General features: G+C 60.4%; 23 protein-coding genes. 5 read left to right on the top strand and 18 right to left on the bottom strand.

The features are described from left to right. Positions 1 to 336 precede the first annotated feature (336 nt). Positions 337 to 477 (top strand): hypothetical protein, encoded by a 141-nt coding sequence (locus RRH01S_RS34290; RefSeq protein WP_162185011.1) that lies wholly within the window; start codon positions 337 to 339, stop codon positions 475 to 477. Positions 478 to 686: 209 nt separating this feature from the next. Here RRH01S_RS34290 and RRH01S_RS01585 read toward each other — a convergent pair whose 3' ends face one another. The 3 genes from RRH01S_RS01585 to RRH01S_RS01575 are packed head-to-tail and all read right to left on the bottom strand — an operon-like array spanning position 687 to position 3,344. Continuing rightward, on the bottom strand, positions 687 to 1,565 hold the full coding sequence (locus RRH01S_RS01585; protein WP_007697133.1) for a 50S ribosomal protein L11 methyltransferase: 879 nt from the start codon (positions 1,563 to 1,565) through the stop codon (positions 687 to 689). Between the two features lie 20 nt (positions 1,566 to 1,585). After that, on the bottom strand, positions 1,586 to 2,734 hold the full coding sequence (locus RRH01S_RS01580) for an FAD-dependent oxidoreductase (RefSeq protein WP_042469713.1): 1,149 nt from the start codon (positions 2,732 to 2,734) through the stop codon (positions 1,586 to 1,588). A 7-nt stretch (positions 2,735 to 2,741) separates the two neighbouring features. Beyond that, on the bottom strand, positions 2,742 to 3,344 hold the full coding sequence (locus RRH01S_RS01575) for an SCO family protein (RefSeq protein ID WP_042469711.1): 603 nt from the start codon (positions 3,342 to 3,344) through the stop codon (positions 2,742 to 2,744). A 380-nt stretch (positions 3,345 to 3,724) separates the two neighbouring features. Between RRH01S_RS01575 and RRH01S_RS01565 the strand changes: the two genes are divergently transcribed. After that, a complete protein-coding gene (locus RRH01S_RS01565) occupies positions 3,725 to 4,189 on the top strand; it encodes a chemotaxis protein CheW (RefSeq protein WP_007697141.1) in 465 nt (154 codons plus the stop codon). Positions 4,190 to 4,454: 265 nt separating this feature from the next. Here the strand turns inward: RRH01S_RS01565 and RRH01S_RS01560 are convergent, their stop codons facing one another. After that, positions 4,455 to 4,949, bottom strand: coding sequence for a CreA family protein (locus tag RRH01S_RS01560; protein ID WP_007697144.1), 495 nt, complete (start codon positions 4,947 to 4,949; stop codon positions 4,455 to 4,457). 112 nt (positions 4,950 to 5,061) lie between these two features. Here RRH01S_RS01560 and RRH01S_RS34135 point away from each other — a divergent pair, with 112 nt between their 5' ends. Next, the gene (locus RRH01S_RS34135; protein WP_131597792.1) at positions 5,062 to 5,274 is read left to right on the top strand and encodes a hypothetical protein; all 213 of its coding nucleotides are present in this window, start codon (positions 5,062 to 5,064) and stop codon (positions 5,272 to 5,274) included. A gap of 84 nt (positions 5,275 to 5,358) precedes the next feature. After that, entirely contained in the window at positions 5,359 to 5,895 is a 537-nt protein-coding gene (locus tag RRH01S_RS01555) for a GNAT family N-acetyltransferase (protein ID WP_034517955.1), read from the top strand. A gap of 38 nt (positions 5,896 to 5,933) precedes the next feature. On the opposite strand, the gene ligA is transcribed toward RRH01S_RS01555, so the two are convergent. The 9 genes from ligA to aqpZ all read right to left on the bottom strand — a co-directional run bounded on the left by ligA (position 5,934) and on the right by aqpZ (position 18,338). Beyond that, positions 5,934 to 8,087 carry an NAD-dependent DNA ligase LigA gene (gene ligA, locus RRH01S_RS01550; protein ID WP_042469707.1) on the bottom strand — a complete coding sequence of 718 codons (2,154 nt, stop codon included), beginning with the start codon at positions 8,085 to 8,087 and terminating at the stop codon, positions 5,934 to 5,936. Positions 8,088 to 8,167: 80 nt separating this feature from the next. After that, a complete protein-coding gene (gene recN, locus RRH01S_RS01545) occupies positions 8,168 to 9,841 on the bottom strand; it encodes a DNA repair protein RecN (protein ID WP_034517953.1) in 1,674 nt (557 codons plus the stop codon). A 12-nt stretch (positions 9,842 to 9,853) separates the two neighbouring features. Beyond that, positions 9,854 to 10,723, bottom strand: a complete 870-nt coding sequence (locus RRH01S_RS01540; RefSeq protein ID WP_012651813.1) for an outer membrane protein assembly factor BamD — start codon at positions 10,721 to 10,723, stop codon at positions 9,854 to 9,856. Between the two features lie 289 nt (positions 10,724 to 11,012). Beyond that, positions 11,013 to 11,969: a UDP-3-O-acyl-N-acetylglucosamine deacetylase gene (gene lpxC / locus RRH01S_RS01535; RefSeq protein WP_007697155.1), complete on the bottom strand. Its 957-nt coding sequence runs from the start codon at positions 11,967 to 11,969 to the stop codon at positions 11,013 to 11,015. A gap of 331 nt (positions 11,970 to 12,300) precedes the next feature. Continuing rightward, positions 12,301 to 14,067 carry a cell division protein FtsZ gene (ftsZ, locus tag RRH01S_RS01530; RefSeq protein ID WP_012651814.1) on the bottom strand — a complete coding sequence of 589 codons (1,767 nt, stop codon included), beginning with the start codon at positions 14,065 to 14,067 and terminating at the stop codon, positions 12,301 to 12,303. Between the two features lie 110 nt (positions 14,068 to 14,177). After that, on the bottom strand, positions 14,178 to 15,509 hold the full coding sequence (gene ftsA, locus RRH01S_RS01525) for a cell division protein FtsA (protein ID WP_007697159.1): 1,332 nt from the start codon (positions 15,507 to 15,509) through the stop codon (positions 14,178 to 14,180). Next, complete coding sequence (locus tag RRH01S_RS01520; RefSeq protein ID WP_007697161.1) at positions 15,506 to 16,438, bottom strand: cell division protein FtsQ/DivIB; 933 nt, start codon at positions 16,436 to 16,438, stop codon at positions 15,506 to 15,508. Before RRH01S_RS01520 ends, ftsA begins: the two co-directional genes overlap by 4 nt. Beyond that, a complete protein-coding gene (locus RRH01S_RS01515) occupies positions 16,426 to 17,352 on the bottom strand; it encodes a D-alanine--D-alanine ligase (protein ID WP_042469705.1) in 927 nt (308 codons plus the stop codon). Before RRH01S_RS01515 ends, RRH01S_RS01520 begins: the two co-directional genes overlap by 13 nt. 299 nt (positions 17,353 to 17,651) lie before the next feature. Further along, positions 17,652 to 18,338, bottom strand: a complete 687-nt coding sequence (gene aqpZ, locus RRH01S_RS01510) for an aquaporin Z (RefSeq protein WP_007697167.1) — start codon at positions 18,336 to 18,338, stop codon at positions 17,652 to 17,654. 260 nt (positions 18,339 to 18,598) lie between these two features. On the opposite strand from aqpZ, the gene RRH01S_RS01505 reads away from it, so the two are divergent. After that, entirely contained in the window at positions 18,599 to 19,930 is a 1,332-nt protein-coding gene (locus RRH01S_RS01505) for an MFS transporter (RefSeq protein WP_012651815.1), read from the top strand. 89 nt (positions 19,931 to 20,019) lie between these two features. On the opposite strand, the gene murB is transcribed toward RRH01S_RS01505, so the two are convergent. The 5 genes from murB to murD form a co-directional block, all read right to left on the bottom strand. Continuing rightward, complete coding sequence (gene murB, locus RRH01S_RS01500) at positions 20,020 to 20,994, bottom strand: UDP-N-acetylmuramate dehydrogenase (protein WP_012651816.1); 975 nt, start codon at positions 20,992 to 20,994, stop codon at positions 20,020 to 20,022. After that, on the bottom strand, positions 20,991 to 22,406 hold the full coding sequence (murC, locus tag RRH01S_RS01495; RefSeq protein WP_007697173.1) for a UDP-N-acetylmuramate--L-alanine ligase: 1,416 nt from the start codon (positions 22,404 to 22,406) through the stop codon (positions 20,991 to 20,993). The genes murB and murC overlap by 4 nt, the downstream gene beginning before the upstream one ends. After that, positions 22,403 to 23,527: an undecaprenyldiphospho-muramoylpentapeptide beta-N-acetylglucosaminyltransferase gene (gene murG / locus RRH01S_RS01490; RefSeq protein WP_012651817.1), complete on the bottom strand. Its 1,125-nt coding sequence runs from the start codon at positions 23,525 to 23,527 to the stop codon at positions 22,403 to 22,405. Before murG ends, murC begins: the two co-directional genes overlap by 4 nt. 178 nt (positions 23,528 to 23,705) lie before the next feature. Continuing rightward, positions 23,706 to 24,860: a putative lipid II flippase FtsW gene (gene ftsW / locus RRH01S_RS01485; RefSeq protein ID WP_007697176.1), complete on the bottom strand. Its 1,155-nt coding sequence runs from the start codon at positions 24,858 to 24,860 to the stop codon at positions 23,706 to 23,708. Between the two features lies 1 nt (position 24,861). Then, the gene (gene murD, locus RRH01S_RS01480; RefSeq protein WP_012651818.1) at positions 24,862 to 26,274 is read right to left on the bottom strand and encodes a UDP-N-acetylmuramoyl-L-alanine--D-glutamate ligase; all 1,413 of its coding nucleotides are present in this window, start codon (positions 26,272 to 26,274) and stop codon (positions 24,862 to 24,864) included. Between the last annotated feature and the right edge of the window lie 3 nt (positions 26,275 to 26,277).

Raw genomic sequence — 26,277 nt, 5'->3', positions numbered from 1 at the left:
TAATCCGAAACTGACCGAGAATCCGCGAAACTGAGCGGCAACAGCATGTTAGAGCATGATCCCGGCAAGTGCGACACGATTTTCGCACAAGATCACGCGCGAATAGGCGCACGGGACTTCTCAACCGATCCGCCAGTCGGCGATGCGAGTCGCCCGTTAACGATTTCGCCCATTTCGTGAGCAACCGAGATCGATTGCGACATCATAGCGGCAGGCAATATGCATTAACTGCATAGCTCCCATGAAGCATACCCCCTGCCACGCAAGGGGGCGAGTCGCTATATGGAGCGCATCAAACGGGGTTCACAACGAACCCGCTCGAAAAGGACAATGAAAATGCCTATCTCTCGCTCCGCATATGTTAGCCCGGCACTGGCTGGCGAGCGGCGCACCGTACGCCACTCTGTCGGCGCACTTCGCCAGCTCGAAGTCGAAACGTCGAAAGCAATCGGCGCAAGCCGTGGCGGTCGCTACTAACAATTACAAGAGCTAGCGTTCATATTGGATCGGACCGGGACTCCTCCTCCCACCCGGATCGAACCAGAACGGTAGAGCCCGCTTGAGCACTCCTCCACATGCTCGCGGGCAAGATCGGTCAAATACCGATCAGCAAGGCGGTGCTTCGGCATCGCCTTTTGCGTTTTAAGGGCCTTTAAAAGCCACTCCCCAATGGAAGATAGACCGGCTCAAGGCCGGTCGAGATGGATGGTGACCCAGCCGTTGCGCCAGATGGTGCGAACATGGCGCATCTTCGCGCCATTATAGGCCGCCAACACCTTCCAGCGCTGCTCGGCAAGGATGCCCGAGAGGATGACCGAGCCGCCGGGTGCCAGGTGAGCGACCAGCTGCGGCGCCATTTTGATCAGCGGCCGGGCCAGAATGTTGGCGATGATCAGGTCGAAAGGCCCATGGCGGGAAAAGGCCGTGGAATGAAAGCCCGGTGCCGTTTCCAGCGCGATGCCAGATGCAATGCCGTTGCGGCGGACATTCTCGCGGGCGACGCGGACGGCGATCGGATCGATATCGGTGGCGAGAACCGGGATATTGCGCAGCTTACGCACGCCGATCGCCAGAACACCACTGCCGGTGCCGAGATCAAGCGCATTGCGCACCCGCCGGCTGGCAAGTACCGTTTCGATCGTCTCCAGGCAGCCCGCCGTCGTACCGTGATGGCCAGTGCCGAAGGCCTGGCCGGCATCGATCTCGATGGCAATATCGCTCGAGCCGATCTTGTCTCTGTCATGGGAACCATGCACCAGAAAGCGCCCGGCACGGACCGGCTTCAAGCCCTCCAGAGACTTGGCGATCCAATCGACATCGGGAATGACTTCCTTTTTGATGACAAGCTCGGGAAAGGCCGGCTTCAGCAAAGCCGCAAAACGCGCGCGCACGTCGTCTTCGTCATCCGCATAGAGATAGATCGACGCTTCCCAGATGTCGCTCTTCTCATCGATCTCGCTGGTTGCGATAGGTAGTTCTTCATCTTCGAACACCGGCGTCATCAGATCGAGAACCTGCTCGGACTTTTTCTCGGTCGTCGTCACGTAAAGGCGGATTTCACTCAACTCTTCGCTCTCTCTTGTTCTTACTCGGCCCAGTCGATCCAAGGCGGCTTCGGCGTGTCATAGCCGGCGACATTGTAAAGCAGCCTGCGCCGCGCCGGCCCGAAACGCAAAAACAGCGGCACGAACAGATTGCGCACCGCGATCGCCAGCGCATTTTCCATGGTGATCAAGCGGGTCAGACCATAGGTCTGCTTCAGCACCTGCTTCACGGCTGGAATTCTGAGGGCCGAATACTCCTCTTCGCGCCCTTCCGCAATGAGCCAGGCGAGCCAGCAGGCGTCCTCTATGCCAAGATTCATGCCCCGAGCCCCTGCCGGAGAATGAATATGCGCCGCGTCGCCCGCCAGGAACACATTGCCCTTGGCCATCGGCTCGACGTGGCGGAAATGAATGCGGAACTGCGAGACCCAGATCTTTTCGACGACTGTGTCCGGATGAACGATGCGGCTTTCAAAATCCTCCCGCGTCGAGATATAGCGCAGGACATCGGAAGACACCGGCAAGCGCCCGATCAAGCCGGGATCGCAAAGCGTGATCTCGACGAAATGCGAGCCCACCGGCTTTGCATAGCGAAAATCGGCAATATAGAAATAAGCCTCCAACGCCTCGCCGGGAAAACCGGCGCCGAGCGCCTTGCGCACGGCCGAATGCGCCCCGTCGGCACCGATCAGAATGTCGGGGCGAACGGTTTCCATGCCGCCATCGGCGCGTCGCAGCGTCACCTCGGGCTTCCGAGTATCGGCGATCGTCTCCGCCACGACCGCGGTCTGCCATTCCGGCGCGATGCCGTAGACGGCGAGCGCCTCGATCAGTAACCGCTCAGTCGCGCCCTGCGCCAGAACGTGCATGGCGCCAAAGCGCCCCGGCACCTGCCGCGTATCGACATCGGCAAGGACTTTCGCTCCGGAACGGATATGAAAATGCATGATCAGCTGAGCCGCCGTGACGATGCGCTCGGCAACGCCGGAAGGTGAAAGCAGCGTCAGTGTGCGGGCATTGATGCCGAGAGCCCGGCTCTCTTCCAAAGGCGTCGGCCCCTGGCCATCATCGATAATGCGAGGCGCAAAACCGCGGCGGGCCAACTCCAGCGCTGCGGTCAGGCCAGCCGGACCCGCACCCGCAATCAGGATGGACTTGGATTTCCTCTCTCCCCCGGCCCTATCCTCCATAGGCGCCCTATCCCTTCTTGATCAGGTTCTCCAGCTTCTTGACTGCAATATCCGCGTCCTCCTGATAGGCGATCGTGCCGGCGAAGCGGCCGGAGGCGTCGAGCAGGAAGACAGAGGCGGTGTGATCCATGGTATAATCGCCGTTCGGATCCTTCTCGTCGAGCGGAACTTTCTTGGCGTAGACCCGGAAGCCCTTGATCATGTCCATCACCTTGGCGGGATCGCCGGAAATGCCGGTGATGCGGTTCGAGACATTGGACACGTACTGGTTCATGATTGCGGGCGTATCGCGCTCCGGATCAACAGTGACGAAATAGGCATTGAGCTTCGTGCCGTCAGGGTCAACCTTCTGCATCCAGCCGTTCATTTCAAACAGCGTGGTCGGGCAAACGTCAGGGCAATGCGTATAACCGAAAAACAGCGCCGTCGGCTTGCCGCGAAAGGCCTGCTCACTGATCGGCTGGCCATTCTGCGCCGTAAGCGTAAACGGCACTCCATAGGGACCTTCGGCTGCCGCCTCCGGTGTCTTGCTGCCCCCGATGGTGAACCATCCCAGCACTCCGGCCATGATCAACACGGCCACCCAGACAACAATTCGCACGGTTTTCATCGCTGCTTCTTCCCCACCATGCCCGGCTAACACTCGGCATGCGAGACGGCGGGCGATCATGGACCGGGTGTAACGGGTCGCACCGGGAGACGCAATTCAAGAAGATGTTTTCACATGCACCGGAATTCGTCCCGGCGTTAAAGCAATCCTAACCTGTCCGCGCCAACATCAAACCCAATAGGCGAAGTCAGATTCGCCGGTCGCAGGGCCTGCGGCAGATCCATCTTGATTCAGAAGGGCATGACGCCCGCCGAAGCAGCCGAGCGCCTTTCGAGCGCCAAAGCCTTCGGATGCTGTAGCAGCATTGAACCGCTCCAGCCGATCCCCCTTGCAATCGCCACTGCCGCGTGCCGCCGGCGCCAAACGGGAAGTCCTTCACCATGACGAATGCCATCAAACAATCGGGCGCCTATCTGGAGATCGTCTCCTTCCATCTTGGCGGCCAGGAATTCTGCATCGACATCATGGCCATCCGCGAAATCCGCGGATGGGCGCCGGTGACGCCGATGCCGCATACTCCGCCCTATGTGCTTGGCCTCATCAATCTGCGCGGCGCAGTGATCCCGGTTATCGACATGGCCTGCCGTCTTGGCATGAAGATGACCGAGCCGTCTGAACGCTCCGCCATCATCGTCACCGATATCGCCGGCAAGCTCGTCGGCCTGCTGGTCGAGCAGGTGTCCGACATGATGACCATCAAGAGCGAAGACCTGCAGCCACCGCCGGAAATCATTCCGGAAGCACAGCGGGCTTTCTGCCGCGGCATCGTGGCACGGGAAAAGACCATGGTCTGCTTCCTCAACCTCGACACCGTCATCGCCGAGCAATTGGCGCAGGCTGCCTGATCTGGGAAAATAGCTTCAACCAAAATCGCCCTGAAGCGGCTGCTTCAGGGCGATTGTGTTATTAAGCCGACGCCAGCAGGGGTGTAGCCGGCGCGGGCGGATCATGCAGGCCGTGAACAGATGGAAGTCCCACTCCCACGTTCGCCCATAAAATTGCACCAAAATGACGCAATGCGGAAGCGTTTAAGTGGGTTTGGCAACTAAAAGGCTAAACTTTTTTTGGTACAATCCTCTTCATGGTTGTTCAACCAGCAGCCAGGCAATCTCAGTTGGGCTTGCCGTTCTTCCAGGTCACGGTCTGGCTGAACAGAGGAATGGTGGAAATCGCCATCTTCGCCGAGCCGTTGGTCAACTCGCGCGAATGAATAAGATAGACCAGCGTATCGTTCTTCTTGTCGTAGATCCGGGTGACCACCAGCTTCTTCCAGATCAGCGACAGCCCGGCGCGAAACACTTCCTCTCCCCCTTGCGACAGGTTGATGTCGCCGATCGAGATCGGGCCGGTCTGCTGGCAGGCGATCGAATTGTTGGAGGGATCCTCGAACCAGTTGCCCTTTCTCAGCCGGTCGATGACGCTGCGGTCGAAATACGTGACGTGGCAGGTGACGCCGGAGACGCCCGGATCAGGCACGGCATCGACCAGAATATCATTGCCGGTCCAGTCCACTCCAACCTTGCCGACGACCTCGGCGGATGCGGAAACGGGCGCCAGCGCCAGGAACGACGCGGCAAGAGCAGCAGGCAACTTCAAAGACGTCATCAATCATCCTCCGACATGCGCCGCCGGGAGTTCAAGCGGCATTGCTAAAGTAAGATAGCGCTCGGGGGATGCAAGAGGTCGACGTGGTCATCACCCGCTCTTAAGCCCAGCCATGAACCTGGCATTTCCCCACTCCATCATGTGGGTGACGACAAGCTTCACCGCATCGCCTGCCACGTCCAACACCATCACAGACGCAGGCCATCCTGTTGACTTCCGAGCAAAAGCACCGGAAGCTGGCGGCATGATCACAAACCGCGCCACCATGATGCATCTTCTCACCACCTCACCCCTTGCAGGGCGAGTGGAAGCAGCGTTGCGTTAAGCTGACTGCGATCCCCTTCAACCCCTGCCGAGGCGAGCAGGGTTTGAAGCCCTTGCTCTCCTCCTGAACATCAAGGAGAGCCATATGAATTCCGAACTGCAAGATCCAGACCGGCGACGACCACGAAAAGCCGTTGGAGTAGAGATTCGAGCCGCAGCTCCATCTGATGCCGAAGGCATCGCCCTTATTGCCAATCTGCCCGGCTTTCGCGCCGGCACACTCCGCCTGCCCTTTCAGAGCATCGAGGAAACCCGGCAATGGCTGGAAAAGCCGACGCCTGGCGCGATCAGCCTTGTCGCTTTGCTCGAGGGGCAAATCGTCGGCAACGCCGGCCTACGCCGCCATGATGGCCGCCAGATTCACACCGGAAACATCGGAATGGGCGTCCATGACGATTTCATCGGCCGGGGCATAGGTTCTGCGCTGTTTGCTGCCCTCGTCGACACCGCCGACAACTGGCTGGCGATCAAGCGACTGCAGCTGACCGTCTATGTCGACAACGGGCCTGCGATCCGGCTCTACGAGAAATTCGGTTTTGAGACAGAGGGAAGGCTCAAAGCCTTTGCATTTCGCAACGGCGAATATGTGGATGCCTTCACGATGGCGCGGATCAGGATGTAAACGGCCAGAGGCGGCGGTCCATGGATCGCCGCCGCCGATTACCCGCCGATCAGTTCCAGCCATTCATCCTCAGTCATGACCTGCACGTTGAACTCCCGCGCTTTGTCCAGCTTCGAGCCGGCGCCCGGTCCCGCCACCACGATGTCGGTCTTTTTCGAGACCGAGCCGGAGACCTTGGCGCCGAGACTTTCAGCCTTAGCCTTGGCTTCGTCGCGGGTGAATTTTTCCAGCGAACCGGTGAAAACTACCGTCTTGCCGACGACCGGGCTACCCGATGTGGTCGGCTGTTCCGCCTCCTGCGGCCTTACCTCGTCAAGCAGCTTCGAGATCACCTCGACGTTGCGCGGCTCCTTATAGAACTCGACGACGGCGCGGGCGACCACCTCGCCGACACCCTCGATATTGTTGAGGTCGTTCCACGCGTCACCCGCGAGCGGGGCCGCCTCCTTCATCCCCGCCTCAAAAGCCTCATAGGTGCCATAGGAGCGCGCCAAGAGCTTTGCCGTCGTCTCGCCGACATGGCGAATGCCGAGCGCGAAGATGAAGCGATGCAGGGCGATATCGCGCCGCTCGTTTATGGCCGCATAGAGCTTGGAAACGCTAACCTTGCCGAAGCCGTCGATATTCTCCAGCTTGCTCAACGACGACTGCTGCCGCCTCTCCAGGGTGAAAATATCGGGCGCGGTACGCACCTGTAGCGCCGGGTCGTCGCTTTCGAAGAAGAAATCGATCTGCTTCGAACCGAGCCCCTCGATGTCATAGGCATTGCGCGAGACGAAATGCTTCAGATGCTCCGTCGCCTGCGCCCGGCAAATGAAGCCGCCGGTGCAGCGCGTCACCGCATCGACCTTGCCGGTCTTCTCATTGATATCGCGCACCGCATGGCTGCCGCAGACCGGGCATGTCTTGGGGAATTCGTAAGACACGCTCGATGCCTCCCGCTTCTCCAGCACGACGTCGACGATCTGCGGAATGACGTCGCCGGCGCGCTGCACGATCACCATGTCGCCGATGCGGATATCGCGGCCATCGCGGATCGGCTCACCCTTATTGCCGATGCCCTTGATGTAGTCGGCATTGTGCAGCGTCGCATTGGTCACCACGACGCCGCCGACCGTAATCGGCTCCAGTCGCGCAACCGGCGTCAGAGCCCCTGTGCGGCCGACCTGGATGTCGATATCGAGCAACCGAGTGAGCGCCTGTTCGGCCGGGAATTTGTGTGCCGTCGCCCAGCGCGGCGAACGCGAGCGGAAACCAAGGCGCGCCTGCAATTCAAGACTGTCGACCTTGTAGACGACGCCGTCGATATCATAATCGAGGTCCGGACGCTGCAGGCCGATCTCGTCATAATGGGCGAGAATATCGGCAACCGAATTCAACCGCTTCATCAGCGGATTGACTGGAAAACCCCATTCCCCGAACGCCTGCACCATGCCGAACTGCGTGTCGGCCGGCATGTCGGACATCTCTCCCCAGGCATAGGCGAAGAATTTCAGCTTTCGGCTGGCCGTAACCTTGGCATCGAGCTGGCGCAGCGAGCCGGCTGCGGTGTTGCGCGGATTGACATAGGTCTGCTTGCCCTCCGCTTCCATCTGCGCGTTCAGCGCCAGGAAATCGCTCTTGGCCATATAGACCTCGCCGCGTATCTCGACGACCGCAGGTGCGCCAGCCGGCAGGGTCTGCGGGATCTCCTTGATGGTGCGGATATTGGCCGTGACGTTTTCGCCGGTCGTGCCGTCGCCGCGCGTCGCCGCGCTCACCATCCGGCCATTCTCATAGCGGATCGACATGGAGAGCCCGTCGATCTTCGGCTCGGCGGTGAAGGCGATCGACTGGTCGGGCAACCGGCCGAGGAAGCGATAGACGCCGGCGACGAAATCCTGCACGTCTTCCTGCGAGAAGGTATTGTCGAGCGACAGCATCGGCCGTGCGTGCACGACGGGCATGAAGGTTTCGGACGGCGCGGCACCGACCCGCCGCGATGGGCTGTCGGCACGAACGAGTGCTGGAAAGCGCGCTTCGATGGCATCGTTGCGCCGCTTCAGCGCGTCATATTCCGCATCCGAAATCTCCGGTGCGTCGTTGCCGTGATAAAGCGCGTCATTGCGCGCAATCTCGGCGGCCAGATAGGCAAGCGCAGCGGCTGCCTCTTCTTCGGTCAAATCTTCGACGGGCTTCTGTTCGCTGCTCATGGATTCGCACTCCCGGATTTCCGAGATGTTTTAGTGAAAATTTGCGGAATGGGAAGTGCGTTGGATGAGGCTTGATGCTCTCAGCCGTTGCCCGCCAACAGCCTCTTGGCCGCCGCCCTCGCCTCTTCGGTAATCGACGCACCGGCAAGCATGCGGGCGATCTCCTCGGTGCGATCCGTCGGCGCCATGGTAGCGACGCGGGTGGAAATCTTTTCGGAACCGTCGGCAACCGGCCCCTTGGAGATCAGGAGATGCGTGGCAGCACGCGCAGCAACCTGCGGCGCATGGGTGACGGAAAGCACCTGCACGCGATCGGAAAGCCGCTTGAGCCTCTGGCCGATCGCATCAGCCACCGCACCGCCGACGCCAGTGTCGATTTCGTCGAAAACCAGGGTCGGCGCTGAGCCGCGATCGGCCAGGGCCACCTTCAGCGCCAGCAGGAAACGCGACAGCTCGCCGCCCGACGCGACCTTCGTGATCGGTCCCGGCCGCGTGCCCGGATTGGTCTGCACATGAAATTCGATGACATCGATGCCCTCGGCCGTAGCTCCCTCGGCATCCGTGGTGATTTCCACCATGAAGCGCGCCCGTTCCAGCTTCAGCGCCGGCAGCTCGGCCATGACGGCGGCGGCAAGCGCTTCGCCGGCATGATGGCGCTTGTCGGAGAGGCTGTGCGCGGCGGCATCATAGGCAGCCTTGGCGACGGCCAGTTCGGCATCCAGCCGTGCCAGCCGCTCTTCTCCGGCATCGAGATCGGCGAGATCCGCAATCATCTTCACGGCCAGCGCCGGCAGCTCGGTCACCGGCACGGAATATTTGCGCGAGGCGGCACGCAGCGCAAACAACCGCTCCTCGACCCGCTCCAATTCCCGCGGATCGTATTCGGTCTTGCGGAGAGCCGCTTCCACTTCCATCTGCGCGTTGGAGAGCTGGTCCAGGGCTGCATCAAGCAGGGCTACCGTGTCTTCAAGCAGGCCCGGCGCCTCATGGCTCTTACGCTCCAGCCGGCGCACCAGCGAAGCGATATGGGGCACCGGAGAGGCATTGCCGTTCAGGAACTCGGAAGCTTCGGCAATATCGCCGGCAATGCGCTCGGCTTTCATCATCCGCGAACGCTTCTCGGCCAGTTCATCCTCTTCGCCATCCTGCGGCGACAGCTTCTCCAGCTCTTCAACTGCGGCGCGGATATAATCGGCTTCGCGAGCCGCGTTCTCCACCTGCTCACGCTGCTTCCTGAGCGTCCGCTCGGTATCGCGCCAGACCTTGTAGAGCCGCCCGACACCCTGCACATCCTCGGCAATGCCGGCGAAAGCGTCAAGCAGCATGCGATGCGCGTCGGTATCGACCAGAGCGCGATCGTCATGCTGTCCATGAATTTCGACAAGAAGCTGACCGGCTTGGCGCATCAGCTGAACGCTGAGCGGCTGATCATTGACGAAAGCCTTAGTGCGGCCGTCGGCGGATTGGGTACGGCGGAAAATCAGGTCGCCGTCATCATCGATGCCGTTTTCGCGCAGAAGCTTGCGAGCGGCATGCTGCATGCCGACATCGAACACGGCCGTCACCTGGCCGCGTTCCTCGCCATGGCGTACGAGATCGCCGTCGCCGCGCCCGCCAAGGGCCAGCGACAGACTGTCAAGCAGGATGGATTTGCCCGCGCCAGTCTCGCCGGTCAGCACCGAGAGCCCGGTCTCGAAGGCGAGATCCAGCCGCTCGATCAAGACGATATCGCGGATCGAAAGCTGGATCAGCATGCGCGCTCAATCTCACGTCCCAAGAAGAAGTTTCTTGCCCGCCTTCGAAATCCAGGAGCCTTCGTTTTCATTTGGCGAAAGGCCGCCAGTCTTCAGAAGCTTGAAGGAATCGGCGTACCAACGGCTATCCGGATAGTTGTGACCCAGAACCGCGGCTGCCGTCTGCGCTTCCTGAACGATGCCCATCGCGTAATAGGCCTCAACCAGGCGAGCCAGAGCCTCTTCGATCTGATTCGTCGTCGGGTATTGCTCGATGACAATACGGAAGCGGGAGATGGCCGCAAGGTAATCCTTGCGCTCGAGATAATAGCGGCCGATCTGCATTTCCTTGCCGGCGAGCTGGTCGCGCGCGAAACGGATCTTGGCCTGCGCATCGCTGACATATTGCGAGCTAGGATAGTTGGTGACGACCTTGCTCATCGCCTCAATCGTCTGCTGCGCCGCGCGCTGATCCTGCGTCACGCTGACGATCTGCTTGGCATAGGACGAACCGACGAGATACTGCACGTAATCGGCATCTTCGGAGCCGGGATATTGCTTGAGATAGCTATTGCCCGACTGCACGGCATCGTCGTAACGGCCGGTGCGATACTTGACGAAGGTGCTCATCACCAGCGCCTTGCGCGCCCATTCGGAGAACGGCTGCTGCTGGTTGATGGCGTCGAACTTGCGTCCGGCTTCCGCCATGTTGCCGGCCTTGATGTTGGCAAGGCCCTGATTGTAGAGGGTTTCCGGCGGATCGGTCTCGACACCGAGCTTACTGATATCGATGTCCTTGTCCGTATTGCAACCCGTTACCACCGCACCGGTACCGGCCAGGAGAAGCGATACGAGCAAAGCCCGTGCTGTAATCTTCATGCTTTCAGACCCTGCAAAACCCATCGGATGACTGTCCCACTAGCCGTTGTTGCGGAAACGGCGTTCTCTCGCTGGCGTTTCTAGCCGCAAAAGCACCATCAGGGCAACGCAATGATGAAGCATTAACGCATTTTTGTGGCAAAGCCCGCCAAATGGCCGGCTTTAATCGCTGTATTGACAAGAGATTTCTTCCCGGGACACCCGATTGCGAGAAAGTGCTCGACCTCCAGGTGTTATCCGCGATTCTCCTGTCAAAAAAAAAGAGCCGCCCCCTTGCGGGAGCGGCGATTTTACTCACCTGGATTTCTGGAGGTCACGCCGACCAGGGAGCGAATTCGGCAGCATTCACGGTGACGAAATCGCGGCTGTGTGCGCGCTGACGCGGCGCCGAAGTTTCGACGACGTCATAGGCAGAGGGATCGCTCAGCAGCGCCTTCAGTGCGTTTGCATTCATGCGGTGACCGCCGCGATAAGAGCGGTAGCAGCCAATGAACTGCGTGCCGGCCAGCGCCAAATCGCCAACGGCATCCAGCGTCTTGTGGCGGACGAACTCATCCTTGGCGTAACGCAGGCCTTCGACATTGATCACCGTGTTGTCGTCGGAGATGACGACAGAATTTTCCAGCGAAGAGCCGAGCGCATGACCAGAAGCCCAGAGCCGCTCGACATCACGCATGAAGCCGAAGGTACGGGCGCGCGACAGTTCTTTCTTGAAGGTCTCGGCAGTCATGTCGCCTTCCCACTTCTGGCGGCCGATCAGCGGGCAATCGAAGTCGATCTCGACTTCGAAGCGCGTGCCGTCATAGGGGCGAAACTCGCACCAGGAACCGCCGGCTTCGATACGAACCGGCTTGGTGACGCGAATGTAGCGGCGCTTGACGCCAAGCGAGACGATACCGACCTGCTCGATGGCTTCGATGAAGGGATAAGAGCTGCCGTCCATGATCGGCATTTCCGCGCCGGTCACTTCGACGATGACATTGTCCAGACCGATCGCGTAGATTGCCGCCATGACATGCTCGACCGTCGCGACCGAGCGCGCCGGAGAGAAGCCCAGAATCGTGCAAAGATCGGTATTGCCGACCTGCGAGGAAACCGCGCGCAGTTCCGTCACGTCGCCATTGTCATGCATGCGCTGGAAAATGACACCTGTGCCAGCTTCGGCCGGGTAGAACGTGATCGACACGTTGGCGCCGGAATGAACGCCGATACCCGAAAGTGTCACGGGGTTTGCGATGGTGGTCTGAAAACCCAGCAATCCGATTGCCATATAAAATCTGCCTTCGTCTGTCTGTACCAAGCCGGGGCGGTCACCTTTGGACCCCTGCCTCATTGCTGGTTCAGTCTGTTACCTAGTCCGCGGAAACCACATGCAATCATTGTCTGATGCGATTCCGCAGGCTCGCTTGCCCTTTACATACGCGCGGGGGGATCGCATTCCAAATCACTGTTTCTTTCGCTTTGTTACGAAAGCAGATGATTGAATTTGCTAGGTAATTTTAAGATTAAAGACAGGCCTCAAAAGACGAAATCCGGGGCTCGTGAGCCCCGGATTCACCAAACATGGTTAGCATCCTATTAAAAGGATGTCTTGGACCGGATCAGTTCGACTGCCGGCGCAGGAAGGCCGGGATTTCGAGCTGGTCGTCTTCCTGGTTCGTCATGCGAGCCTGCGGGACCTGACGGCCCTGGTCGTCGAGCTGGCCACGACGCGGCGCGTAGAGGCTGGCCTCCGGCGACGGTGCGCGGCGCTGCTGCGGGGCAGCACTCGGAGCCGAAGCCGTCATGTCGTTGAAAGCCGGGTCCTCGTCGCGGCGACCGAGCGAATTGGTGATTCGCTTCAGCAAGCCCATCGGACCACGCTCCTCGGCAGCCTGTGCGGCAACCGGCTGAGCGCGATGTTCCATCTCGGCCTTAACAACCGGAGGAAAATCCTCGACCTTCGGCATGCGAACCTGCTCAACAGCCTGCCGGACGATCGGCTGCTGCATCACCGGCTGCTGATACGCGGCCGGCTGAGGTTGCGGCTGAACCGGAGCCTGACGGACCGGCTGAGCCTCAGGTGCGGCTGCGAAGATGCGGCTCTGCGGACGGAAGCTTTCTTCCTGAACGACAGGCTGTTGCATGACCGGCTGCGGAGCGGGAACCTGACGAGCTCCCATCTGGATTTCCAACTCGCGTTCCATGTCGGCTTCCGCCATGCGAATGGTCTGCGCGATCGGATCGACGGCTCTCGGAGCCGGTGCAACAGGAGCCTGGTTGACCTGAGCCTGTGCGGTATGGGCCTGCGCGACATGGGCAGGCTGGGCTGCGGCCGCTGCCGGAGCGGCGGCCGCGGAAGGACGGATAGCCGGCTTTGCGACCGGGCGGAATTCCATATTCCGTTCGGCAGCTTCGTTCATCGCACGATCGATACCGGTCGCAACGACGGAGACGCGGATGATGCCTTCCAGCGATTCGTCGAAAGTAGCGCCGAGGATGATGTTGGCGTCCGGATCGACTTCTTCGCGGATGCGCGTTGCAGCTTCGTCGACTTCGAAGAGCGTGAGGTCACGGCCGCCGGTGATCGAGATCAGCAGGCCCTGCGCGCCCTTCATCGAGGTTTCGTCGAGCAGCGGATTGGCGATAGCCGCTTCCGCAGCCTGCATCGCGCGGCCCTGGCCGGAAGCCTCACCGGTACCCATCATTGCACGGCCCATTTCGCGCATGACCGAACGGACGTCAGCGAAGTCGAGGTTGATAAGACCTTCCTTCACCATCAGGTCGGTGATGCAGGCAACGCCCGAATAAAGAACCTGGTCGGCCATCGAGAACGCGTCGGCGAAGGTCGTCTTGTCGTTGGCGATACGGAACAGGTTCTGGTTCGGAATGACGATCAGCGTATCGACCGACTTCTGCAGTTCTTGGATACCCATTTCAGCCAGCCGCATGCGGCGGCCGCCTTCGAAGTGGAACGGCTTGGTGACGACGCCGACGGTCAGGATGCCCTTGTTGCGGGCCGCCTGTGCAACGACCGGCGCCGCACCGGTGCCCGTACCACCACCCATGCCGGCAGTGACGAAGCACATGTGGGTGCCGTTCAGGTGGTCGATGATCTCGTCGATGCATTCTTCAGCGGCGGCGCGACCGACTTCCGGCTGCGAACCAGCACCGAGGCCTTCGGTGACGTTGACGCCAAGCTGAATGATCCGCTCCGCCTTCGTCATCGTCAAAGCCTGTGCATCTGTGTTGGCGACGACGAAATCGACGCCCTGCAAGCCTGCCGTGATCATGTTGTTGACGGCATTGCCGCCACCACCACCAACACCGAACACGGTGATCCGCGGCTTCAGCTCGGTGATATCTGGCTTATGCAGCTTGATAGTCATTGTACCCGTTCCTTCTCTTTATGGCCGCATCGCCACGCCGGCCAATTCACTATATTTCATTCGCCTGACCCCTGCCCGGAAAGCGCTTGTCGCGATCCGGGATCAGGCACTCAGAAACTCTCCTTCAGCCATTGGCCAACGCGGCCGATGCGGCTGTTGTTACCTCCAAGCGACGAGAGCAGACCGCTGCCCGCCGCGTGTGTCTCCATGTCCGCGACCTGCGGATAGATCATCAGTCCGACCGCCGTCGAAAAAGCCGGTCCCTTGGCTGCCGTCGGCAGGCCGGATACGCCCATCGGGCGGCCGATGCGAACGTTGCGGGCAAGAATGCGCCGTGCCACGTCCGGCAAGCCGGTCAACTGGCTGGCGCCGCCCGTCAGCACGACGCGCTTGCCGACGATCGGGCTGAAGCCCGAGCGCTGGATACGGTCGCGGATCAGCTCCAGCGTCTCTTCGATGCGGGCTCTGACGATGCGCGACACCAGCGCCTTCGGCACCTGTGTCGGCTGGTCGCGTTCATCCTCGCCGATCGGCGGGATGGAAATCAGTTCGCGCTCTTCCGAGGAATTGGCGAGCGCCGAGGCATGCACCACCTTCAGCCGCTCGGCATCCTCGATGCGGGTCGAAAGACCGCGTGCAAGGTCGGTGGTAACGTGATGGCCGCCAAGGCTGACGGCATCGGTATGCACCAGCTTGCCTTCAGCGAAGACCGAGATCGTCGTCGTGCCGCCGCCCATATCAATGGCGGCGCAGCCGAGTTCGACTTCGTCATCGACAAGAGCCGCAAGACCACTGGCATAAGGCGTTGCGACCATGCCCTCGACCGACAGATGCGCCCGGTTGATGCAAAGCTCGAGATTGCGAAGCGCCGCCCGCTCGGCGGTGACGACATGCATGTCGACGCCCAGCTCGTCACCGAACATCGCAAGCGGATCGCGGATGCCGCGTTCGCCGTCGAGCGAATAACCGGTTGCCAGCGAATGCAGAATGGCACGTTCCTGGCGGAGCGACTGCTGGCAAGCGGCGGAAAGAACCTTCTTCAGATCGTTGGCCTCGACTTCCTGGCCGCCGAGATCGATGGTGGCGGTATAGATGTCGCTGCCGAGACGGCCGGCGGAAACATTGACGATCAGGCTGTCGACGGTGAGGCCAGCCATGCGCTCTGCGGCATCGACCGACAGGCGAACGACGTTTTCCAGCGCGTCGAGATCGGCGATTACACCGGTCTTGATACCGCGTGAGCGCTGATGGCCGATGCCGATGATCTCGATATTATGCGTGCGGTTCGGAAGAACCTGGCTTTCCTCGCGCGGCGTAAGCCGGCCGATCATGCAGACCACCTTGGTCGAGCCGATGTCGAGGACCGATACGATGTGCGACCGCTTGGAGGACAGCGGCTTCAGACGCGGCAGACCGAAATGGGACGAACTGAACAAGCTCATGTATCCTGCCCTGCTTTCTTCAAAGCCTTGGTTCTTGCGTCCAGCGCCGTCTGGCGACGAACCACGGCATCCGGGGTCAATTCAATGGCCATGCGATCGTCGAGACGAAGATCCACGGCTGCGATATCACGCTGCAGCAGGCTTTGGTCCTTTTCGAGCTTGGTCAGCCGCGCCAACGCGCCATCGATATTGTCTTCCGGCAACTTGATGATCACGCCGTTGTCGAGATAGAGATCCCAACGGCGGCCGGCGACACGCACGAATGCCTTCACATGACTGCGAACATCAGGCCAATTGGCAAACTCTTCATCGATCGACGCAGCTGCTGTTTCCGCATCGCGGCCGACAAAAAGCGGCAACTGGGCAAACTTGTTGTCGCGAAGCGGCGCGATGACGCTGCCGTCCTTCTGGATCAGCGAGAGTTCGGAACCATGCTGCCAGATGGCATAAGCCTTGCGCTCCGTGAGCTTCACTTCGATTGCCTTCGGATAGACCTTGCGGACTTCGACGTTCTCCACCCACGGCAAATTGGCAATCTTCTGGCGCGCGGCATCAGCATCGAGCGCGACCAGCGACGTGGTGCCATCAAGACCGAGAAGCTGCAGGATTTCGATTTCCGAGGTCTGGTCGTTGCCGGAAACCTTCACGTCTTCGATGGCAAAGCCGGCAGCCGACGTCGTTGCCTGCGCAACATCCTGCGTATGACCACCGATCGACATGCCGTAAAAGCCGGTCGCAGCGAACAGAGCAAGCGCGGAGACGGTACCGGTATGCGCCGGAATATTGACGCGACCCGAACCGAGGCTCACGAGGAAACGTACAACGCGACGCATCGGCCGCGGCAATACGAATGCGTCCTCGACATCATCGATCTCGAGCTGGACACGGTGGCGGGACCGCCTCATATTTTTGACCGTCAGCGCGAACAAGACGAGTCCTCCACCATCCACCGGAGAAATTCACCAAAAGAATAGCCGGCGTGAGCCGCCATTTCGGGCAACAGCGAGGTAGGCGTCATGCCTGGCTGGGTGTTGATCTCCAACCAGATAAGCTCACCCTCCTCGGAGAAGCGATCGTCAAAACGGAAGTCAGACCGGCTGACGCCACGGCAGCCGATAGCTTGATGCGCCCTTAACGCCAATAATTGTATCTTTTGGTAAAGATTCGGTGAAATTTCCGCCGGGATGACGTGTTTTGATCCACCCGCCGCATATTTGGAATCGTAGTCGTAGAAACTATGGCCCTGAGGTACGATCTCGGTGACGCCGAGTGCCGTATCGCCCATGACGCCGCAGGTCAGTTCACGACCATGGATATAACGCTCGACCATGACCTCATCACCATATCGCCATTCCGACGAGGCGATGATCTGCGGCGGATGCGCCTGCTCTTCCTTGACGATCACAACACCGAAGCTGGACCCTTCCCGCACCGGCTTGACGACGTACGGCGCCGGCATCGGATGCTCGCCGGCAATATCGAAGCGGTTCAGGACAAGCGAAGCAGCGACAGGAATGCCGGCCGAAGCCGCAACCGTCTTGGCGCGGGCCTTGTCCATCGCCAGCGCCGAAGCCATCACGCCGGAATGCGTATAGGGAATCTGCAGATATTCGAGGACACCCTGGATCGTGCCATCCTCACCGAAAGGACCGTGCAGAGCATTGAAAACGACATCCGGCTTCAGGTCGGCAAGACGCGCGGACACGTCGCGCTCGACGTCGACGCGCGTAACGCGATAGCCTTCGGCCTCCAGGGCATCAGCGCATGCCTTTCCCGAGGACAGGCTGACAGGCCTCTCCGAGGAAAATCCGCCCAAAAGGACAGCCACACGCTTGCCACCCATCAATACCCCCAGTTCACCATCTTCAACTGACGTCCGTTCGGTCCGTCTGGCAGCGATTCTCGCCACCTCTTCTGTGACCCGATTAGAACGACATTAAGGTTAATGAAGCGTTTACTTTCGTTAACTTCTGACCGCTCTCGCCGAAATCGATTTTCTCGAATCAAATCGACCTAAAGAATTCTGCCATTAGAATCAGAGAGTTGCTACGTTGGAAATATCCGCCTTTAGATTTTTTTAAACAAATAGGCCCGCGACGGGGTGTCCGGCGCGGGCCTACGTAAGGATTATGACGCCCGATCTCAGTCTTTATCGTCGACCAATTTCCAGACGAGGCCGCCGATCGCCCCGCCGACGATCGGAGCGACCCAGAACAACCAGAGCTGCTGCAACGCCCAGCCACCGACGAACAACGCCTGCCCTGTCGAACGGGCCGGATTGACCGATGTGTTGGTGATCGGGATCGAGATCAGATGGATCAGCGTCAGCGCGAGGCCGATGGCGATCGGCGCGAACCCCGCCGGCACCTTGCTGCTGGTCGAACCGAGAATCACGACCAGGAAGAACAGCGTCAGGACGATTTCGGCAACCAGCGCCGAAACCAGCGAATAGCCGCCCGGCGAATGTTCGCCATAGCCGTTGGCCGCAAAGCCTCCGAGCTGGAAATCCGCCTTACCGCTGGCGATCAGATAGAGCACGGCCGCCGCCGCGATAGCGCCGATCACCTGCGCGACAATATAGGGAATGAGCTGCGAACCCGGGAAACGACCCGCAACCGTAAGCCCGACGGAAACCGCCGGATTGAAATGGCCACCCGACACACCACCGACCGCATAGGCCATGGTGAGTACGGTCAAGCCGAACGCCAGTGCAACACCCAGAAAACCAATGCCAAGGCCTGGAAACGCCGCTGCGAAGATTGCACTTCCGCAGCCGCCGAATACGAGCCAGAACGTCCCAAGAAACTCCGCAATAAGCTTTTTCTGCATGAACCCCTTCTCCTTTGCCCTAGACCAAAGCGAAAGTTTGCCCTTTGCGGAAAATAGAGTCTTTCCCAACCCGCCGGTTGGATGCCTACAAAAAGGGCAAACACTCGCCTAACTGCTTGCGACTCAACGATTACGGCTAAATGGTAGCACGCATTTGTTGATTTCTTGCTTTTTAAACATTTGCGCTGAACAAAAATTACGCTAAGGACACGCGTTGCCTGCTGAGGCAGCATTTTAGCATCATAAAAATTGGTGAAACCATGACTGACGCGATATCTCCCTTATCGCCGAGCCCCTCGTCATCGAACAGCGTTGTTGCGAACTCTCCGGCGCGCGTTCTGATCGCGAGCCTTATCGGCACGACAATCGAATTCTTCGACTTCTATGTTTATGCGACGGCGGCGGTTATCGTCTTCCCCAAGCTGTTCTTCCCCGCCAGCGACCCGACCTCGGCGACGCTGCAATCCTTCGCGACCTTCTCGATCGCCTTCTTCGCACGTCCGATCGGCGCGATGATCTTCGGCCATTTCGGCGACAGGGTCGGCCGCAAGGCAACGCTGGTGGCGGCATTGATGACCATGGGTCTTTCGACCGTGGTGATCGGTCTCCTGCCCGGCTATGAATCGATCGGTATTCTCGCGCCGATCCTATTGGCGCTTTGCCGTCTCGGCCAGGGTCTCGGCCTCGGCGGCGAATGGGGCGGCGCAGTGCTGCTGGCCACGGAAAATGCGCCGGAGGGCAAGCGTAGCTGGTACGCCATGTTCCCGCAGCTGGGCGCACCCATCGGCTTCATTCTCTCCGCCGGTCTCTTCCTCATCCTGCGCGAGAGCATGTCGGATGCAGCCTTCCTCGATTATGGCTGGCGTGTTCCCTTCCTGCTCAGCCTGTTGCTGGTCGGCGTTGGCCTCTATGTCCGTCTGAAGATCACCGAAACGCCGGAATTCCGCCGCGCCATTGAAAAGGAAGAGCGCGTCTCCGTTCCGATCGTGGTGATTTTCCGCTCGCATTTCCGCAGCCTGATACTCGGCACCATCATTGCGGTGGCGACCTTCGTGCTCTTCTATCTGATGACGGCGTTTACGCTGAGCTGGGGTACGAGAGCACCCGGCAATGGACCGCTGCCTTTGGGCCTCGGCTATTCGCAGGGTCAGTTCCTGGTCGTCCAGCTCGTCGGCGTCGTCTTCTTCGGCCTGACGATCCCGATCTCCGGCCTGCTGTCGGACCGCTATTCGCGCCGGCTGATCCTCGGCCTGACGACGGTCGGCATTCTGATATTCGGTCTGTTCTATTCGTCGCTGCTGACTGCCGGCCTCGCCGGTGCCTTCGCCTGCTCGATTATCGGCCTGGCATTGATGGGCTTCACCTACGGCCCGATCGGCGCGGCGCTCGCTGCCCCCTTCCCGACGGCGGTGCGCTATACCGGCGCCTCGATGACCTTCAACCTCGGCGGCATCGTCGGCGCTTCGCTGGCACCCTATATCGCCACCTGGCTGGCAACGAATTACGGCCTTGGCTATGTCGGCTACTATCTCGCCGGCGCAGCCGCCCTGTCGCTCATCGGCATCCTGCTGTCGAGCAACAAGGAAATCTGAGAATCTCAGCATAACCAATTGAAAAGGCCGGGTGAAAACCCGGCCTTTTTGTTGAATCGATACATGAGGTCAAAACGAAGGGAGCAATCCTACTCCGTCGTGACACCCTGGAACGGGCGAACTTCGCGGCCAGGCATGAAGCCGCCGAGACGCTTGATTTCCCATTCGAGCTTCACGCCGGACTTTTCGAAGACTTCACGGCGAACCTGCTCGCCGAGATATTCGAGATCGTAGCCGGTCGCCTGTTCCATGTTGATCATGAAATTGCAGTGCAGCGACGACATCTGCGCACCACCGATGACCAGACCACGGCAACCCGCTTCGTCGATCAACTTCCAGGCGGAAAGGCCGTCGGGATTCTTGAAGGTCGAGCCGCCGGTCTTTTCGCGAATGGGCTGCACAGTCTCACGATGCGCGCGCACGGCATCCATCTCGGCCCGGATCTTGGTACGATCCTCGGGATAGCCCTCAAACAGAACATGCGTGAAGATCAGGTCGTCCGCCGCTGCCGAATGACGATAAGTGTAGCCCATCTGGTCATTGGTCAGCACATGCTTCACGCCCTTACGGTCGACCGCATGCACCTCGATGACGCGTTCGCACGTCTCGGCACCGTTGGCGCCGGCATTCATGCGCGCAGCGCCGCCGATGCCACCGGGGATGCCGTAGTAAAAGTGAAAGCCGCCGATGCCGTTATCCATGGCCATGGCGGCCACATGCTTGTCCGGGCAAATGGCGCCGGCCAGAATGCGGTTCTCGCCAGCAAGCTCCACCGAACCGAAGCCCTTGGCCGAAAGCCGCAGGACGACGCCGGGAATGCCGCCATCGCGTACCAGGATGTTCGACCCCACGCCGACCACCGTCAGCGGCACGTCATCCGGCAGTATCTTCAGAAAATCGATCAGATCATCCGTATCATGCGGCTGGAACATCAGTTCCGCCAACCCGCCGGCGCGAAACCATGTGACGCGATCCATCGGCGCATCCGGCGTCAGCCGACCCCTGATATCCTTTACACTGTCGCCAAGCGACGCCAGCAGCTTTTCCCCATTTACCTGTTTCATGCGGACTTACCCGAGAGGCCTTCCAATTCCTTTGGCAATGATGCTGCCCAATATGTGATGCTACCAGCCCCCAAGAGAACCACAAAATCACCCGGTTGCGCAATCTCTGCAATCAGAGGGGCTAGATCCTCTTGAGAGGATAGATAGCGCGCGTCGCGATGACCGCCAGCCTTGATGCGCGATACCAGCTCCTGAGAATCCACGCCCTCGATCGGCTCTTCGCCGGCGGCATAGACCGGTGCGAGGAAAATGCTGTCTGCATCGTTGAAGCAGGCGGCGAACTCCTCAAAGAGGCTCGCCAGGCGCGTATAGCGATGCGGTTGGTGAACGGCGATGACGCGGCCCTTGCACGCTTCGCGCGCCGCCTTCAGCACAGCCTTGATCTCGACCGGATGATGGCCGTAATCATCGAAAACCTTGACCCCGTTCCATTCGCCGGTCAGCGTGAAGCGGCGCTTGACGCCGCCGAAGGAAGCAAGCCCCTTGGCGATGGCCTCGTTCGAGATACCAAGCCGGTTAGCAACGGCAACCGCCGCCGTGGCATTGGAAATATTGTGGCGACCGGGCATCGGCATGACGAGATCCTTGATGTGGATCACTTTGCCCGTGCGGCGCCTGCGGATTTCGATATCGAACAGCGAACGCGTGCCGTCGATACGGACATTCGAGAAACGGACGTCGGACTGCGGGTTCTCGCCATAGGTAATGATCTTGCGATCCTCGATGCGGCCGACCAGGGACTGTACTTCCGGATGGTCGATGCACAGGACACCAAAGCCATAGAACGGCACATTCTCGACGAACTGCCGGAAGGCGGCGCGCACGGCGTCGAAATTGCCGTAGTGATCGAGATGCTCCGGGTCGATATTGGTAACGACGGCAACATCGGCGGGCAGCTTCAGGAAGGTGCCGTCCGACTCGTCGGCCTCGACCACCATCCACTCGCCCTCGCCCATGCGGGCATTGGTGCCATAGGCATTGATGATACCGCCGTTGATGACGGTCGGGTCGAGCCCACCGGCTTCGAGCAGCGTCGCCACCAGCGAGGTAGTCGTCGTCTTGCCGTGCGTGCCACCAATGGCGATGGCATTGCGGAACCGCATCAGCTCGGCCAGCATCTCGGCGCGGCGCACCACCGGCAGCAGCTTTTCGCGCGCTGCGGCGAGTTCCGGATTGCTCTTCTTGATGGCGGTGGAAACAACCACAACCTCGGCATCACCAAGATTTTCGGCCTTGTGGCCGATATGGACCGGGATACCCTTGTCACGCAGCCGCTGGACGTTGGCGCTCTCCGACTGGTCGGACCCCTGGACGCGATGACCGAGATTATGCAGCACCTCAGCGATGCCGCTCATGCCGATCCCGCCGATACCGATAAAATGCACAAGGCCGATGGCCTTCGGCAGCTTCATACGCCTGCCCCCTTGAAGTCTTGAATTGAACGTTTTGCCGCAATAGCCTCAACCATATCGGCAAGCAAGCTTGCTGCATCGGGCTTGCCGGCCTGCTTGGCTGCGGCCGCCATCTTTGCAAGCTTGTCCGGCATCGTCATCGCACCGCGAAGGATGGTCGAAAGCTTCTCCGGTGTGAGCTCGGCTTGCGGAATGACCTTGACGCCACCGGTCGCCGCAAGAGCCGCCGCATTGGCCGCCTGATCGTGATCCAGAGCATAGGGATAGGGCACGAGGATTGCCGGACGGCCGATGACGGCCAGTTCCGACACCGTCGAAGCGCCTGAACGGCAAAGAACCAGATGGGCGGCGCCGATGCGTTCGGCCATGTCGCTGAAGAACGGCGCGATATCGGCGCCCATCTCCAGCTTCCTGGTGCAGCTATTAACCGTTTCCATATCCTCGGGACGGACCTGCTGCGTGATCCGCAGACGCTTGCGCAGCGGCTCCTCCAGCAGGCTGATGGCCGTCGGCACCGCCTTGGAAAAATACTGCGCGCCCTGACTGCCGCCAAAGACGACCAGATTGAAAGGATCATCCGGAACGGATGGCACGTAAGGCTGTTTGGCGGCCTCGATGACGGCCGGACGCACGGGATTGCCCGTCGTCACCGTCTTCTCGGGAAACGTTCCGCCGTTCTCCGGCAGGAAACCACCGGCGATCGCCTGCACACGCGCGGCGAGCGCCTTGTTGGCACGGCCCATCACGGCATTCTGTTCATGGATCATCGCCGGCACGCCCATGCGGGTGGCGGCAAGCAGCGGCGGCACAGTCGGATAACCACCGAAGCCGACGACGCAGAGCGGCTTGATGGTGCGGATCAGCTTGCGCGCAGCGCGGATACCCGTCCACAGCGTCCATAGCGATCGGGCGACCTTGATAGGGTTCTTCGAGCCAATCGTCGCCGATGGTACGACATGGATCTCGTCGGCCGGAAACTTGCCGGCATAACGCTCGGCGCGGCTGTCGGTGACGAGGTGCACGGAATAGCCGCGCTCCTTCAGCTTGTAGGCCAACGCCTCAGCCGGAAACACATGGCCGCCGGTTCCCCCGGCGGCAAGCAGGATAATGCCTTTACTCATAATCTTCGCTCCCGCGAATACCCCTCTACGCGGGGCATCTCCCTAATATAGGAAGCTGCCGCGGCCACGTCATCGAAGCGCGTCATGCTTCCTTCATAGACCGCCATCTTCGCAAATGCGAACAGAGAATGGTCGAAAGCCGGGGGATGGGAGTGAGGAGTAAACAGGTCCAACTCGATCACTCCGCCGGCAGCCCATGCGTCACGCGGAACTGGCTGCGGTCCTGAGCTCGCTTTTCCGGCCGGTGGCGCGTCAGGGCCAGGATGAAGCCCGCCGTTACACAGATGGCAGTCATCGACGAACCACCATAGGAGATGAGCGGCAGGGTCATGCCCTTGGCCGGCAGCAGTTGCAGGTTCACGCCGACATTGATGATCGACTGGATACCGATCTGCAGCACCAGGCCGGCGACGGCAAAGCGGTTGAAGTCGTTCTTTTCCTTGTAGGCATGCGACAGTCCTCGCAGCACCAGGAAGGCGAAGATACAGACCAAAACCATGCAGAATACGGCGCCGAATTCTTCGGCCGCCACCGAGAAGATGAAGTCGGTATGCGCGTCCGGAATGATGCGTTTCACGATACCTTCGCCTGGACCGACCCCGAACCAATTGCCATGAATGATGGCTTCCTTGGCGGTATCGACCTGGAACGTATCACCCTCGCCGGTCAGGAACTTGTCGACGCGAAGCGCCACATGCGGAAAGACGTAATAGGCCGTCACGAAACCGCCGGCACCGAGACCGCCAAGCACCGAAATCCACAGCCAGGGCATACCGGCCATGAAGAACATGCCGCCCCAAACGGCGGAGGTGAGGATCGTCTGACCAAGGTCCGGCTGGGCGACGAGAAGGGCTGCAACGATACCGAAGAGGATGATAGCGAAGAGATTGCCGGGAATCTCCGGCTGGCGCGCGTGCTCGGCAAACAACCAGGCACAGACGACGACAAAGGCCGGCTTCATGAATTCCGACGGCTGGACGGAGAGCGAGGCGATATTGACCCAGCGCCGCGATCCCTTGACCTCGATGCCGAAGAACAAGGCGAACAGCATCATCGCCAGCGAGACGATCAGGAGAATAACCGCCGTTCGCCGCACTTGCCGCGGCGTCATGAAGGAGATGCCGATCATCGCCGCAATCGCCGGAACCAGGAACAGGGCATGGCGCTTGACGAAATGGAAGGGCTCGAGCCCGATGCGCTCGGCAACCGCGGGCGACGCCGCGAAGGAGAGCATGAAGCCGATACCGATCAGCAGGACGAATAATGCCAGGAACACACGGTCGATGGTCCAGAACCATTCGGCCAAGGCCCCACGCTCAACGCGGCTTACCATATCATTTGCCTCCTGTTGCTGAACCAACCAGCATGGTGACACCTTCAATCGCGGCCACATGGCTGACGAAGGCGTCACCCCTGACTTCGAAATTCTTGTACTGGTCGAAGCTTGCGCAGGCCGGTGACAACATCACCGCCGCCGCCTCATGCTCGTCCTTGTCCGCATCATCGGCCGCATGGGCGACCGCGCGCTCCAGCGTGCCGGAAATCTCGTAGGGTACTTGTTCCCCGAGCGTCGCCGCAAAGGCTGGCGCGGCTTCGCCGATCAGGTAGGCCTTAGCGATGTGCCGAAAGAGCGGAGCCAGCGTCGTGATGCCACCCTCTTTCGGCAAGCCGCCGGCGATCCAGTAGATGCGATCGTAACTGGAGAGCGCGGGCGCGGCCGCATCCGCATTGGTTGCCTTGGAATCATTGACGAAGACGACGCGACCACGCCGGCCGACCGGCTGCATGCGATGCTTAAGCCCGGGAAAGGATCGGAGCCCGGCACGGATATCGTCGCCGGAAACGCCGACCGCCAGGCAGGCGGCGATCGCGGCGGCCGCGTTCTGGGCATTGTGGCTACCGCGCAATGTCTGGATGCCATCGAGATCGGCGATCTCCTCGATCGCACAGATCGATGCCTCGATGATACGGCTGCCTTCCGCGTAAAGCCCGCCCGCCAGCGCATGCCGGCGCGAAATGCGAATAACCTTGGCGCCCGCTCGCTCGATACGGTCGGCGATCAGTGAGGAATAGCTGTCGTCAACGCCGACGATGGCCACGCCACTGCCGGCGACGAGACGCTCTTTGATATCGGCATAGTGCTGCATCGTGCCATGCCGATCGAGATGATCAGGCGTCAAATTGAGCAGGATGCCGGCGGAAGGGTCGAGCGTCGGGGCGAGATCGATCTGATAAGAGGAGCATTCGACAACATAATAGCGCTCCGCCTTCGGCGGATCCAACGTCAGAATGGCCGTACCAATATTGCCGCCGAGCTGAGTATCGCGGCCGCTCGATTGCAGGATATGGGCGATCAGCGCCGTCGTGGTGGATTTACCGTTCGTGCCGGTAATGGCGATGAAGGGGCAATCTGGCGCATGCTCGCGCCGCTCGCGCACGAACAGTTCGACATCACCAATGACCTCGACGCCAGCGGCGCGGGCAAGATCGACCGTCCAATGCGGCTTCGGATGCGTCAGCGGCACGCCCGGCGACAATACGAAGACCGACAGCCCCTTCCAATCGATGGTTCTAAGATCGGCGACCGGGATCCCTTCGGCCGAAGCCTTCGCCACGCTATCGGGATTGTCGTCCCAGGCAGTCACCTCCGCGCCGCCGGCGACAAGCGCCCGCGCGGTGGCAAAGCCCGAGCCGCCGAGGCCGAACAGAGCGACCTTTTTTCCCTTGAGCGTGGTGACTGGGATCATTGT

Origin of the sequence: Rhizobium rhizogenes NBRC 13257 (assembly GCF_000696095.1) — a bacterium.
Classification (GTDB): Bacteria; Pseudomonadota; Alphaproteobacteria; order Rhizobiales; family Rhizobiaceae; genus Rhizobium; species Rhizobium rhizogenes.
The sequence above is the reverse complement of the archived record's forward strand: the minus strand, read 5'-3'. Positions and strand labels throughout refer to the sequence as shown.